Origin of the sequence: Calothrix sp. UHCC 0171, from assembly GCF_034931845.1 — a bacterium.
Taxonomy (GTDB): domain Bacteria; phylum Cyanobacteriota; class Cyanobacteriia; order Cyanobacteriales; family Nostocaceae; genus Brunnivagina.
In genome coordinates, this window is the sequence record NZ_JAYGHN010000073.1 from 1 (window position 1) to 13408 (window position 13408).

The following is a 13408-nucleotide window of genomic DNA, read 5'->3' on the forward strand; positions in this document are numbered from 1 at the left end:
TAGGAGTATTGGCAGAAAACAGATAACCTGATTTTTGTTCCAATGCAACTCAATACGGTGCCTATAGTTCCTTCATGGCAATAAATTTACATTTAATCAACAGATTTATCTGAATCCCCAATTGATGCAAACCAATTAACATGGCACTTCTGTTATTGAAAAAGCTGAAACCCTTATATAGTGAACAAATATAATCTCTTCAAAAAAGTGCAACTACACATTCTGGCAACTTAATTTTAATGAGCATGACGGCACGTTGCAATGCCTGCACTCGATATATGTCACAATATCAAACCCTTATAAAAACACGGTTTCAAGCTGTTGCAATAGTACAATAAATACAACAAGTAATCTAAAAATACTACAAACGGCAGAACTACCATTTCAGCCCTATAGCTGTATGGCAATATGGCAGTTTTGGCAGTTAAAAAAAACCAAATTTATGATTTTTCGTGTTTTTGCCGTCTTTGCTGCAAAGCTTCCTTCATCAGAACCACCATCATTTGGCTGATGGTTCGGCTTTCGTCAACAGCCAAGTTTTCAATTTCACTATAAATTTCAATTGGTACAACAATACTAGTCTTTTTGCTCTTTTCTGGATTGACGGGCATCCCTATCTTCCATGTGCTTCACTCATCAGCCCCGCTAATTATCGCACAAGTATTTTGATAAAAAACTTAATAGCTTAAAGGTGAATATTAGTGCTTCACTTAGCTTCACCTGTGTTAGTATAAGTCTGTTTCGTAATGCGACAACTATGGCACTGACAGATAATGCACGATTGAAAGCTTTTTTCGAGCTTAGATACGGCAAGCCAATTTCAGATAGGTCATGGTACAGAATTAAATCTGATATTAGAGTTTTAGGGCTGGAAGTAAACCTTGAAACAGTAGGTACAGCAGCAGATTTAAAGAAAAAAACCATGTTTATCAAATTGCCGTTCTTCATACTTATGGAACAGTATTTAGCATCTGTAAACGACACCAAAAATATAGTTATATCTGGTGAAGATGTCTTCAAATATCTCCAAAAATTAACGGAGGATAAAGCTCACAAAACAACAATCATTAGATGGTTTGCTTCCGTTGAACCTGTAAACAATCGATACTTTGATAAAACCAGAACATACACGGCTAAAGAACTAATACCAATAGTCTTAGCGGCAAGATTATACGTCAAAAAACATTTGCCTGACGCAAGCAATAAATCAGTAAATCCCCAGACTATAAATATCAAATCCCAACAAATTACTTAACAGTCGCTCAAGGAAAAGGAGAAACAAAATGACCACCTACACGAAAAGAATCCAATCTCGACTCAACCGCATGGGAATAAAAAAATCATTAGCAGAAATAAGAGAAGTTTATACTTCTATTGTTGATGATAAAAACAACCCAACAGAAGAAGAAATCACTGCTGTAATAGAAAATTTTATGAAAGCGATGGCATCAGCCACTTCTGAAGTAAATATTGCAGCAATTGAAACAACAGAAATAGCCTCAGAATTAACTTCAGAATTAACAACAATCCAATCTTCAGATGACGCTGCACTAGAGCGAACAGATGAACAACAATCACCTATTATTGAAGAGTCTGACGTTGATGAAATACTTCAAAGCGAGAACAGTCAAGGATTAGAAGCATCATACATAGTAGTTAATACCGAACAGAAACAAGACTTAATTACAACCCAAGCATCGGTTTTAGGTATTGAACTATCGTCCGTAGAAGTGTTGGATTTAGCTACAAGTATTGGGGATAGATTTAGTGACTATACTGATTTTATTCAGTCTGTAAGTTTAGCAATTAAGTCCCATGCTGACCAGCGTTACGATTCTTTAGAACAACAGATAAAAAATACAAGCGAAGATTTAAAGAATCATTTTGAATACCGAGAAAAGCAACTCAATCAAAAGTTTGCAGAAGGTTTAGGCAACGTCAAAACAACATTAATAGAGAGTCGAAAAAGTATCAAAAGCGCAAAAGCAACAATCCTCTCACAACTCAAAATTAATTCAACATAATGATTATCTAATTCCGCATAAAGTTTATCTATTGATATTAGGATTGGGGTTAATCTCCTTACTAATTCAATTATCGGTAAGTTTGAAACCCTTAACTTCCAAACAACAGCGACAGAGATTAGTCGAACAGGGATATATCTGTAATTACAAATGTCAGGATAATTAAAGATGAAAAAATCTCAGTACATTCGTGACCATGTTTCTGGCTACGGTAAACAAATCACTAAAGCCACCAACAAAAAATTCGGCATCAATAATGCCCTGATTATCCGTGCTGTAAATGGCGACGATAAAGCATTAAAACAGATAGGGGATATGGGTAATACAGGACAGAGATTAATTGCTGTGATGCCCCTTATCCGCGAAAATTTAAAGGACTACATCGAAGGAATTGGAGATTACAACGAAGCACTAGCAGATATTTATAAAACCGGAGGACGGGAAGCAGCCAAAATTGATAAAGCTGGAGGTGATGTTTCCCTAGAAAACACCCGTTACAATCACTTAATTGATGAATATAAAACTAAATTATTCGCTGATTTAGAGAAAGAATATCAACGCCATGATGATGCAATGGATATTATCGAATTGCAGGCATGGATCGATACTCAAATGGCAACAGTTGAGGCGAAAACAAAACTAGAAGATATCAGCAACAAGCCATTTATCGCCCAAATGAAAGCGGATAGAGACTACGAAGATAAAAAGATTAAACATTTACTCGAAAATGGCTCAGATAGCGACTTAAGCTTGATTCCTCAAAAACATTTTTCAACCAATCCAGTCGTTAAATTCTGGAACAATATTCGAGACATATTTAGATGAATTAAATACCCCAGGTATTTACTGGGGATATACAGCAGATTTAATCTAAGTGAAGCACAATTAAACAGGCAAGACTTTGGCGTGAGCGCTCAGTCGAACGCTCCCCATACAAGACTTTTAGCTTTTAAGCCTGTACCCCATCTACTTGCAAACTGCTATATCATCAACTATTGGGAGTAATGACTAGCTATGTTACAGGATGTAGAGTCTGTAAGTGAGAAATTGTCAGGAAGAGAATCTTCCCAGCAAACTTCGGATGAAGAGAATCAAGCGAATTATCCCCGAAGCGAAGATTCATCTTTTACCCCAGATGAAACAGAAATTATCTCCGACTTTAAAGCCAATCATCAAAAAAAGATTAATAAAAATCGTAGTATCCTCAAAGGTTTAGAAGTCAGCTTCTGGGGAATAACCTCCTATTCCTTAGCCCGATTCTTGATTCTGACTAGTGGTACACAGGGCTTAACTTTAGCTATTGCCAGCACATTCTTAATTAATCAGATAACTAACCGTGATTGTTTAGATAATTTTCGAGTTAATAAAAAAGATGACCAATGGGAAATAGATGGTATGGGTAGGTTAATCAAATTCGGTTTATCTACGATAGTTTCAGTCATCATTTTATGGGGTGCTATTGGTGATTTTATCCAAATGGTTAATAGTTCCAAACAAACTTATAACACCCTGCAAACAACTGTAGAAGAATTTAACAAATTACCCGACGACGAACAAAACAAACTGATTATGATTGTGGGAATATCCTTCATTGCTGGAGTGTACACCATATCTTGTTTGAATAGGAGATGAAAATATTAGCAGAAAAATACAGTGTGAAGTGAATATTTCATCTCAAATTTTGGCGTTGCTGATTAAAAATATGAATGTGTCTCACGTCAAGGCGCAAAGACGCAAATAATCGTTGTTTAATCATGTCAAAAATTCAAATTCATACTCCGATTCAGCAACGCTAAAATTTTCTTTCAATTTAGTTAAGAAGATGAAAAAACTCGCAGGATTTACGGTATTAGGTGTGACTATCGCCCTATCTAGTACATTTTATTTAGGGCAATCTTCACGACCATTTAATTTAATTGGAGTGAAATTTTGCCCCAAAACAGCTAACTATACCAAAAATTCCAACTACACACCTGCAAGTCAAGCCCAACAACAACTAGATCATAAATATTGCCAGTTTGAACATAAACTCCTCAAGGAAGTCTGGGACAATCAGCAATTTCAAGCATCCAAACCAATCCCCGAATCGAGCCTTTTCAGCCGCGATATCCCGGCTATCCAATCCGGTGTAGCCTGGTTTTTAGTCGCACCTGTTTCAATGGGAATTGCTTATTTATCTTGGGCTAAGAAATGTGAAGACGAAGAAACTTATTTTTATCAATTGTTGCAAGACTTTAAAATCCAAGTTTCCCTAACTGGTGCATCTACAAGGTCAGAAATCGATTTTAAATCCCAGTCAATCAGAAATAATTGGGATAAACAGCGTGTAAAAGTCGGTTTTATTTCTGTTGAGGGAATGCAAGATAAGCTGAGAAGACAGCAGGAACTACAGGATAAAACTCATACTTCTACCATTAAGCAATTTGACTTGGCTGATTCAGACATGGATAAGAAAATCTCCGAGAATTTGAGAGATAAATATAAGGCTGATAAAGAATCAGATAAAATGCTCGGTGCTAGAGATAAAGATAGTAATAACGATGACGATGCTAACTCCAATCTCAGCGATAAGGAATTAGCCAATCAGCTGATAAATGCCCTGAAACAGCATGAGGATGGGTGGTTGTGGTATTTAGTGGAGTCTTTCACCCCTATTATTATCTGGGGGAAAGCCGGAAGCTATAAATCATATACAGCAGCATGTATAGCGCTTTTGAAGCATTTTCTCATCGATGCTAAAATTCAAGCGATCGCCGACATTGATTTTGACCAGAACAAGGAAGATAGCTGGAAATATTTGATACCCCTGGAGCCTGTAATTTACGGTACTGGTATTGATTGGGAAGATTATGAAAATGCTTATTTAGATGCGATTGAAAGGTCGAAAGTACGCACTCTCAAGGATAAGCCAATTGTGTCAATCTGGGATGAGTTAACAAATGCTAACGGTAAATTTGAGAATGCTAAAAATATAGTTCCGTTTGTTATCGCTACTCCCCGGAAGAGAAACGAACATTGTATATTGTTGTCCCACAATCTCACCCAAGCTTGTTTGGGTGGTTGTGAGAGCATTTCTGAGCCAATTAAAACCCAGACTTATCGACTGAATTTAAAAACTAACCCGCAAGCTAAACCATTGTTTAAGGGTGTTTTAGAAGGGCTTGTAGATGATGATGGGAACGAATTAGAGCAGCACCAAGTATCGTTACCAAAATGGTTTCGACCGGAGATTATTTGGGGTCATTTTCATGGGAAGGCAATTAAATTTGATTAATAAATAGACGAATTTGTCTAATGTTGTCAAAATGTCAAAAGTTGATAATTTACAAAAAAAATATCTTGTTACTAATCAAAATATCTTGTTACTAATCAAAATATAAATACAACTCTGGGCATGATTCAAAAATATGATAATTTGAGATATATACATTCACAGGATAATCAATGATAAATAACAAAATTCGAGGAAATAAAACGTGAGAAGAGACTCTATATATTACAAAATTTTTCAACGTTTTCCTGAGTTACTTTTTGAATTAGTTGATGAACCTCCCGAACAAACCCAGAACTATCGATTTGAATCGATTGAGGTAAAAGAAACTGCTTTTCGCATCGATGGAGTCTTTTTACCCCCAGAAAGTGCAACACCCAGAATCATTTTTTTCGCAGAAGTTCAATTTCAGAAAGATGAAACTCTCTATCATCGTTTCTTTACCGAATCAATGATGTATTTAAACCAAAATCAAGGTCAATACGATGATTGGTACTGTGTGGTAATTTTCCCGTCACGTACTTTGGAACCAACTGATAAAAAAACTCACCGAATATTTTTAAACAGCGATCAAGTACAGCGGATTTATTTAAAGGAGTTAGGCACTCCCGAACAACAGCCAATAGGTATAAATTTGATGCAGTTGACAATCGCCTCAAAGAAAGCAATGGCGGAGCAGGCTCGTTTATTAATTGAGCGGGTACAATTAGAAGAAACAGGCACGCTGCCGAAAAACGAAGTAATAGATATTATTACAACAATTGCCGTTTATAAATTTTCGTCTTTAAGTAGAGAGGAAGTGGAGGCTATGCTGGGACTAAACATCGAAGAAACACGAATTTACCAAGATTTGGAGCATCAAACCAAATTAAAAACAGCAGCACGCTTTTTGAGCATGGGCTACAGCATTTCCGAAGTGGCGAAGGGAGTTGACTTATCGGTCGAGGAAGTTACAAAATTAGCCTCAAACCCATCCTCAAACCCATCCTCCCAATAGAAGAATAAGCGCGATGTATAATTTGTTCGCGTACTGAACTCACGCCGCAGCGATGGCAATTTTTTCTCGCTCAGAATCAGTTAAAAGTAGTTCGAGTAGGGATTGTAAAACTGTGCGATTGGAGATAAACTCTTCACTGTATAAATCATCTTTTTTTAATACAGCTTCAAGGTGAGGGATTATTTCCGCCGACGGTGATGCTAACTTTTCTTTAATACAGATTCTCGCTACCTCTTTTGCTGCTTCTTCACCTATTCCTAAATCCCAACTATCAATAGTTAATCTTATTTCCCGGTTAAGCGATATACGTAGCGTCTTTAATCGCCAATATAAACCAGGATTCAATAATAATTTAGCTTGCGTACTACCCCAATCTAATCCGGCACCAATATTTCCAACCTCTAATTCTTCTTCAATTTGTACATTATTATCAAGGGTACCTTTACCAAATAGTAATTCCACAGCTTCATCCCGACTGATTAAATTATCTGGAAATAATGTATTGAAATTTTGCTGTTCTTTCATTATTTTACCGACCTTTTGACTTCAAACATTTCTTAAAAGACCGTGTTCAAAATATACTAAATTGTCATTACGTTGTAGTTGTTACATTAACTCCTTTTCTATCCCAATTAAGGATAGTTTGCTTCACATTTTCTATTTCCTCAAAATCTACCCGCACCGTCCCACTTTCAAATTCCACTCCCAAAACTGTACTGACTTCAAGGATTTCAGCAAAACTAGCACATTGGTAATTAGTTTTTTCATACTCATCAACTCGTTCGATGTCAATTCCCAACCTCGAAGCAAGTTCATCAAGACTAATTTTTGCTGCAATCCTAGCTTTAATTAAAGCGAATGGCAGTTCATTTAAACTGTTAACTTTGATTTTAATTGGTTGACTAATATCACAATTAATAAGTTTTTCGTATTCAGCAATTTCTTGGATTAATTTATCTAAATGACATTGTAAAGCGCTTCGGTTTAGTTGCCATCGCTCGTAGTCATTTATTTTTGACTCGAACGAATTATCCATAGCAGCGATAGATTGTTTAAACTTAATAATCCATTTTTGACTAACTCGATACTCTAATTCATCTTTAATCATTGTTTATCAACTATCATCTTTATAAACTTGACTACGATGTGCTACTCGAATCACGGTTATCAATAACATATCATCTTCTATCTCGTAAACTACTCGGTAATCACTTACCCTAATACGATAGGAATTATCATCGCCTTGCAGTTTTTTAACTCCACTTGGACGGGGTTCTATTGCTAAACTATTAATTTTAGTTTGTATGCGTTCTTGTACATCGAGAGGTAATTTCCTCAATTGTTTTTTTGCACCCTTTGAAAATTTAACTTCGTAAGTCACGCAACATCCTTTTTGCTTTCGTTCCTTATTTCTTCCTTAATTTCATTCCAAGACACTGTACCGTTAATACGTATATCTTCCCTAGCTTCTTGAATAGCTTGTAAATCTTCTTCATCCTCCATATCATCGATTCTTTTTAAGAGCGCGTGAATGTCATCTAAAGTGCTGTCATAAGCTTGGTAAAGCAGTACGATAATATCTTGAATTAATTCTTGTCTTTCTTGGTCGGTCTTCATTGTTTTATTTTTATCAAGTAATTGGATGATACAAATTTGTTTTATGATTAAATTCCCAGCCAATACCAGAAGTATCCTTACGCTTAGACCAAGCAAAAAAAAGTGGTGCGGGTTGACTTTCCCTTTCCTTGCGTAAACTTTCTGGAGTTACCCCTAACCTGGAAGCCAAACTTTCTTCTGTAATGGGCTGAAACTTAACAGATTGCCCTTGATTATAAGAATTACCGTAGTATGACTTACTTCGTCTTGGTTGATTATTAACATTACTTTGAAGCTGCATAATTGCCTCAGCAAATTGAGTCAACCGATTATTTATAGAGTCTATTTTTTGCTCTAAATCATATATATGTTTAGTCGATGAAACCTCATTGTTATTTGAGGAACCCGAAAACTGAGATTCTAAATTATCCAACCGTTCACAAATTTCCGATATGGTTTGATAAACTCCATTTTGAGAACTAGCACTGCCGTCATCCAAAGTAAATATCAAATCATCCAAACCAGAAAGCACCTCACTGGTTTTTCCCTGCCGATGTAACCGGGATAATTCCCTCACTGCATCAATTAAAGGAGTGGGTACGCGCAACATTTGGCTGGGTTTGTTCTCGTCGGACATAGTGATATCGCGGTTGCTAGCAATGAATCGCGCTATCAACAAGATAGCATTGCTATCATCATATCAAGAATAAGGGAGAGAAAGCATTGTTAGATCGACTATTTTTAATGCTTCTTCAGCAAGAGAATTGCATCGTGACTTCGTAGTTTAATAAAAATAAATTTAAAGAGTGTAAGATTTCTACCTACTAATACTTGACACCATTATAAATGCGTGTATCTCTGGCGATTAATTAATGGATGTAATAAGAGTATTGCGTCTAAGCATATAATAAAGATTCGTTATCGGAAACATACATTATCGAGAGCGGGTGCGTGAGTATTTATGCCTAGTGAGCCAATTTTTGGGGAGATTGTCAAGGCGGAGTTGGAAGCTTGTTTGGATGCGCCTATACTGCGGTATTTTGAGGCGGAGTTGCGGGATGACCCGGATGTGTTGGCGCAGTTGTTGGCGGATAAGCGGAATCCGAACACAAAAATGGCGTATGAGAAGGATATTAAGGACTTTTTTTTGAAGATGACGGGATGTGCGCCGAATCGGGATAGCGTGCTGGAGTTTCTGCATTTGCAGCGGGAACAGGCGGTGATGGTTGTCCTGAAATATAAGGCGTTGTTGATTTCTGGTGGGTTGCGGGAGGCGACGATTAACCGCAGACTTGCGGCGATTAAGTCCTTGGCTGCGATGGGACGGAAGTTGGGAGTGTGCGATTATTCGTTGGAGGATGTGTCGGGGGAAAAGGTACGGGCTTATCGGGATACGCGGGGGGTTGATTATCGGGAGATTGGCAAGGTGTCTCTTGTGTTCGATAGGGAGACGTTGTTGGGTAAGCGTAATTACGCAATTTTTATGTTGTTGTGGAGTAATGCCCTGCGTCGGGGGGAGATTTCCCAGTTAAATGTGGGGGATTTTGATTTTTACGGGCGACAGTTGCGGATTTTGGGGAAGGGACAGGGTACGAATGATGAGTTTATTGAGTTGAGTGCGGAGAGTGGACGGGCGATAGCGCAGTGGTTGATTGCACGGGGAGATATGAAGGATGATGCGCCGATGTTTACGGCGTTGGATTTCCGCCACGAGGGGCATAGGTTGACGGGGGATGGAATTTATAAGATTGTGCGTGCTGCTTTTGAGAAAGCGGGGATTAAGAAGACGATGAGTCCCCATCGGGTGAGGCATAGTGCGATTACGACGATACTTGATGAGACGGATGGCAATGTCAGGAAGGCACGGAAGGTGAGTCGCCATGCGGATATTAGAACTTTGATGATTTATGATGACAACAGGCGTAAGGACCAGTGGCAGGTGTCGGAAATGCTGGCTGGGTTGTTGAAGAAGGAATCGTAGTGTAATTGGGATGTAGATTTTACTTCAATATCTGATTTTCTGACCACGAAGTTGAAAATCATGACCAAAGCGCTATTCGATTCGATATGAAGAATATAAAGCTTTACGAGTTAAGCTGACGGCTTCGGTTAGGATGGATGCAGCCTGCTCAATTTCTTGGAGAGTTGTAAATTTGCCGATACCAATACGCAATGCACCTTCAATTACCTCTTGTGGTAAACCCATTGCTGTAAGGACATGAGAAGGTGTTTCTACACCTGATGAGCAAGCAGCACCCGTGGAGATAGCTAGCTGATGACGGACTCTGGCAATAATTGCGCTGTTAGGAACATCGGGGATGGAGATGTGCAGATTTCCTGATAAACGGGAATTAATATCGCCATTGACAGTTAAACCAGGGATTTTATCGAGCAGCAAGCCTTGTAATTTGTCTCGGAGGAGTGCGATCGCGTTTTCGTCCTTTTCCATTTCCAGTAGTCGTAAGCGACAAGCTTCTCCCAATCCAACGATACCAGGAACGTTGAGTGTACCGGAACGCTGCCCTTTTTGATGTCCGCCACCAAATAAAATGGGATTGAGGTGATATCCTTTTCTGACGACTAACGCACCCGAACCTTTTGGTCCGTAAAGTTTATGGGCAGAAATTGCCAAGTAGGTGATACCCCATTCTTCAAAGTTGATGGATATTTTGCCTACAGCTTGGGATGCATCGCAAAGGAAGGGTATTTTATATTTTTGAGCTATTTTTCCAACTTCTTGGATAGGATAAATATTGCCAATTTCGTTGTTGGCTGCCATCACACATAGTAATGACAGCCCTGATGCACAAACTTTTTCTAAATGGTTTGTATCTAATCTGCCTTTGGAATCGACTTGTAGATTTATAATCTCAGCTAATCCTTTTTTAGCTAGCGCATAACAGGTATCTAAAACTGCTTTGTGTTCAACTGATAAAACACCGATACGAGGCTTGATTTTTGAAGTGTTATCAATTTTGTTGCTACCTTGAATGACTAAATTAATACTTTCGGTGGCTCCCGATGTAAAAATTCAAAATTAATATGACCAACTTCCACTAAATCCTTGATTGATAGCCAAAGATACTAAAGGTAAGACTGTACTGGTATAAGCGACTCTCAAAATTTCTAAATCTAGTAAATTATTTCTATCTGTTATTTTAAAATCAGCTAGGTAAGATTCAATATATTTATTCCATTCTCTGTCTGTCATTTTATTTTGGCTAACAGTTAGACCTAGATGTTGAAATTCAATAAATTTATGAAAATATTTATCTATTGAAGGAATATTATTAGACTTACTAGAATTAACTGATGGAATTGTGGGAATTAAATTCCAAAGTAGGTCATGGGCAACAAAAGACCAAGGTAAATAATGGTCGAGAGATATATTATCTGTAGTTAAAACGAGGTTAGAGTAAATACAGCGAACCTCTGTATGTTCTAAAACAAGCTTCCAGAATTTAGTTTGATTAGCTAGGGATTCTCGTTGTTGTGGGGGAAATAGTTTATTAGCAACGGCAGGTACACTGGGGTTGCATTTTTGCATATAACCCAGCCATTGCCAAGATACCCAGCCTCTGACAATTGAATAGTTTTCCGCAATATATTCTACCCAGTCTTGATGTAATAAAATTGCGCTACAGTCTTTTAAAGATTGGGAATTAAAGCAGTAGATAGGTTTTGTTTTTTCAAATTGATTGTTGGCAAGATTAATAATCGTTTGATTAACTTTAGCATCGAGTAAACCTCTAGTTTCTCCAGCGAAAAATGGACGAATCAGTCGAAATGGAACGTATTTACCGATAAAAGTAATAATGTCCTCAAGATTTTGAGATTGAATTATTTTCCTTAATAGCTTTTTATCTGTATCTCGAAAATTTAAGATTGGTTCGGTGATTTCTAATTCCAGAGAATCTAATTTATTAGCAATCTGGTCTTGCGTTCCAAAAGACAGTTTAAAGTAAGTATGGGGATACCAAGCATTTGCCAGCATCTCGATAATAATTTCTTCAAAACTAATCGGCGATAAAGTCTCAAAATGTCTTCGTTTCAGAATATCTAAAAGTGATAGAAAAAATAGGTATTTGTAAGAGTTAGTAGTATTATTAAAAAATTGAGCTAAAACCCCGATATTAACCCGTTCTGACTGAGGTAGTTCTTGAGTTGAAGCTGTTTGTGGGGTATGGGTGAGACTGCCCAAGTATGCTTGCACAAAGTCTCTGGCAGCAGATGAATTGATGTTGTGTAAGGCTTTGACTATCTCTGCAACGGTTTCAGCTGTGGGGTCGGTTTGTTCGTGAAACCAACGGAAGACAATCGGACGTTCAACACCCAATCTTGTAGCCAGTTGGCTTTGGCTGATGTTGTAAGAATCTAGTATTTGCCTCAGTGCTTGACCTGCTTTTCCCATAATTCCAATTATGACAGAGCAGGAAGCATTTTTGTTAACTTATATATTAACGCTCTAAATAGTCTTTGTTATCATATATGATAACAAACTGAATATTGATAGCAACTATAGATGGCGAAATCATGCGTCAACCATTTCATTGCGTGGTTTGTGGGAAAAAGGTAGAGCTTGGTTTGGCTCATCAAGCTTGTCGTCACACTTGCGGTAGTGCCGAATGTCAGGCTGTTTATCAAAAGCGATATATTGCCCAAGTAGATCAACGTCGTCAAAATAATCGAATTAAACTACTTCAGTCACAGGGCATTGATATGGTAACTTGTGCGGTGTGTAATCAACAATTTGAAATGATTCACCACAATCATTTAAAAACTCATGGACTGACTGTCAAAGAATACAAAAAGCTTTATCCTAATTTACCTACTCTTAATTCTCGAATGAAGCAGACACGAGGACAAGGGGCATTAGCACAGTCACATTATTTAAGTTATCTAGGAAAAGAACCAGACCATAAATTATATGAGTTTTTAACAGGCTCTTTATTGGGAGATGGCTCTCTTGAAAAAGCTTATAATAAACGTAATGCTCGCTATGCTGAAGGAGGTAGTAATCAAAAATATTTAGAGTGGAAACATGAATTCATCAGTCAATATTTTTCTTGTTCTTTTAAAGAATATTTATCTTTACCACATCCAAAAACAGGTAAGCGATACAAAGGTTGGTGGTTAAGAACGACAGTTAATCCTGCCTTAACTCAGCTTCATTCCCAATGGTATAACAGTAAAAAAGTTATTCCTAAAAGCTTGATTTTAGAGTATTTAACAGAATTTGCTTTGATTATTTGGCTCTGCGATGATGGATGTTCGTCAGGTGGAATAAAATTATATACTCTTGCTTTTTCTGAGGATGAAGTAAAATTTTTAGCTGATTTACTAAAAGCTCGTTTTCATCTTCAAGGTAGTATTCTCAAAAATAAAAATAATCAACCTTTTATTAGACTAAATGCTACTTCAAAACTAATTCTTCGAGAAATGACTTCTAAATATATAATCCCAGGTATGCAATATAAACTGAATTTTTAAGTAAGTATCAATTGCCGATACTAATAGGGT

The 13408-nt window shown here is 37.4% G+C and carries 16 protein-coding genes; 8 read left to right on the forward strand and 8 right to left on the reverse strand.

The genetic code is table 11. From position 1 onward, the window contains the following. Nucleotides 1-440: 440 nt before the first annotated feature. Nucleotides 441-611, reverse strand: a complete 171-nt coding sequence (locus VB733_RS26305; protein ID WP_323343004.1) for a ribbon-helix-helix domain-containing protein — start codon at nt 609-611, stop codon at nt 441-443. 146 nt (nt 612-757) lie between these two features. Here VB733_RS26305 and VB733_RS26310 point away from each other — a divergent pair, with 146 nt between their 5' ends. From VB733_RS26310 to VB733_RS26335, 6 genes are all read left to right on the forward strand, one after another. Continuing rightward, on the forward strand, nt 758-1255 hold the full coding sequence (locus VB733_RS26310) for a hypothetical protein (protein ID WP_323343005.1): 498 nt from the start codon (nt 758-760) through the stop codon (nt 1253-1255). Nucleotides 1256-1283: 28 nt separating this feature from the next. Next, nucleotides 1284-2024 carry a hypothetical protein gene (locus VB733_RS26315; RefSeq protein WP_323343006.1) on the forward strand — a complete coding sequence of 247 codons (741 nt, stop codon included), beginning with the start codon at nt 1284-1286 and terminating at the stop codon, nt 2022-2024. A 168-nt stretch (nt 2025-2192) separates the two neighbouring features. Next, the gene (locus tag VB733_RS26320) at nt 2193-2849 is read left to right on the forward strand and encodes a hypothetical protein (protein WP_323343007.1); all 657 of its coding nucleotides are present in this window, start codon (nt 2193-2195) and stop codon (nt 2847-2849) included. 189 nt (nt 2850-3038) lie between these two features. Continuing rightward, a complete protein-coding gene (locus tag VB733_RS26325) occupies nt 3039-3656 on the forward strand; it encodes a hypothetical protein (RefSeq protein WP_323343008.1) in 618 nt (205 codons plus the stop codon). Nucleotides 3657-3846: 190 nt separating this feature from the next. After that, a complete protein-coding gene (locus tag VB733_RS26330; RefSeq protein WP_323343009.1) occupies nt 3847-5298 on the forward strand; it encodes a hypothetical protein in 1452 nt (483 codons plus the stop codon). Nucleotides 5299-5500: 202 nt separating this feature from the next. After that, on the forward strand, nt 5501-6292 hold the full coding sequence (locus VB733_RS26335; protein WP_323343010.1) for an Rpn family recombination-promoting nuclease/putative transposase: 792 nt from the start codon (nt 5501-5503) through the stop codon (nt 6290-6292). Nucleotides 6293-6331: 39 nt separating this feature from the next. On the opposite strand, the gene VB733_RS26340 is transcribed toward VB733_RS26335, so the two are convergent. From VB733_RS26340 to VB733_RS26360, 5 genes are all read right to left on the reverse strand, one after another. After that, nucleotides 6332-6817, reverse strand: coding sequence for a hypothetical protein (locus VB733_RS26340; RefSeq protein ID WP_323343011.1), 486 nt, complete (start codon nt 6815-6817; stop codon nt 6332-6334). Nucleotides 6818-6884: 67 nt separating this feature from the next. Next, nucleotides 6885-7400, reverse strand: a complete 516-nt coding sequence (locus VB733_RS26345) for a helix-turn-helix transcriptional regulator (RefSeq protein WP_323343012.1) — start codon at nt 7398-7400, stop codon at nt 6885-6887. Nucleotides 7401-7406: 6 nt separating this feature from the next. Beyond that, nucleotides 7407-7673: a type II toxin-antitoxin system RelE family toxin gene (locus VB733_RS26350; RefSeq protein ID WP_096613960.1), complete on the reverse strand. Its 267-nt coding sequence runs from the start codon at nt 7671-7673 to the stop codon at nt 7407-7409. Next, a complete protein-coding gene (locus tag VB733_RS26355; RefSeq protein WP_096613958.1) occupies nt 7670-7909 on the reverse strand; it encodes a hypothetical protein in 240 nt (79 codons plus the stop codon). The genes VB733_RS26350 and VB733_RS26355 overlap by 4 nt, the downstream gene beginning before the upstream one ends. A gap of 13 nt (nt 7910-7922) precedes the next feature. Beyond that, entirely contained in the window at nt 7923-8525 is a 603-nt protein-coding gene (locus tag VB733_RS26360; RefSeq protein ID WP_323343013.1) for a hypothetical protein, read from the reverse strand. Between the two features lie 324 nt (nt 8526-8849). Here VB733_RS26360 and VB733_RS26365 point away from each other — a divergent pair, with 324 nt between their 5' ends. After that, entirely contained in the window at nt 8850-9869 is a 1020-nt protein-coding gene (locus tag VB733_RS26365; RefSeq protein ID WP_323343014.1) for a tyrosine-type recombinase/integrase, read from the forward strand. A 72-nt stretch (nt 9870-9941) separates the two neighbouring features. Here the strand turns inward: VB733_RS26365 and VB733_RS26370 are convergent, their stop codons facing one another. Both VB733_RS26370 and VB733_RS26375 read right to left on the reverse strand, forming a co-directional pair. Continuing rightward, nucleotides 9942-10919, reverse strand: coding sequence for a cysteine desulfurase family protein (locus VB733_RS26370; RefSeq protein WP_323343017.1), 978 nt, complete (start codon nt 10917-10919; stop codon nt 9942-9944). Nucleotides 10920-10925: 6 nt separating this feature from the next. Beyond that, a complete protein-coding gene (locus VB733_RS26375) occupies nt 10926-12299 on the reverse strand; it encodes an HNH endonuclease domain-containing protein (RefSeq protein WP_323343015.1) in 1374 nt (457 codons plus the stop codon). Nucleotides 12300-12421: 122 nt separating this feature from the next. Between VB733_RS26375 and VB733_RS26380 the strand changes: the two genes are divergently transcribed. After that, nucleotides 12422-13378 carry an LAGLIDADG endonuclease gene (locus VB733_RS26380; RefSeq protein WP_323343016.1) on the forward strand — a complete coding sequence of 319 codons (957 nt, stop codon included), beginning with the start codon at nt 12422-12424 and terminating at the stop codon, nt 13376-13378. Nucleotides 13379-13408 lie beyond the last annotated feature (30 nt).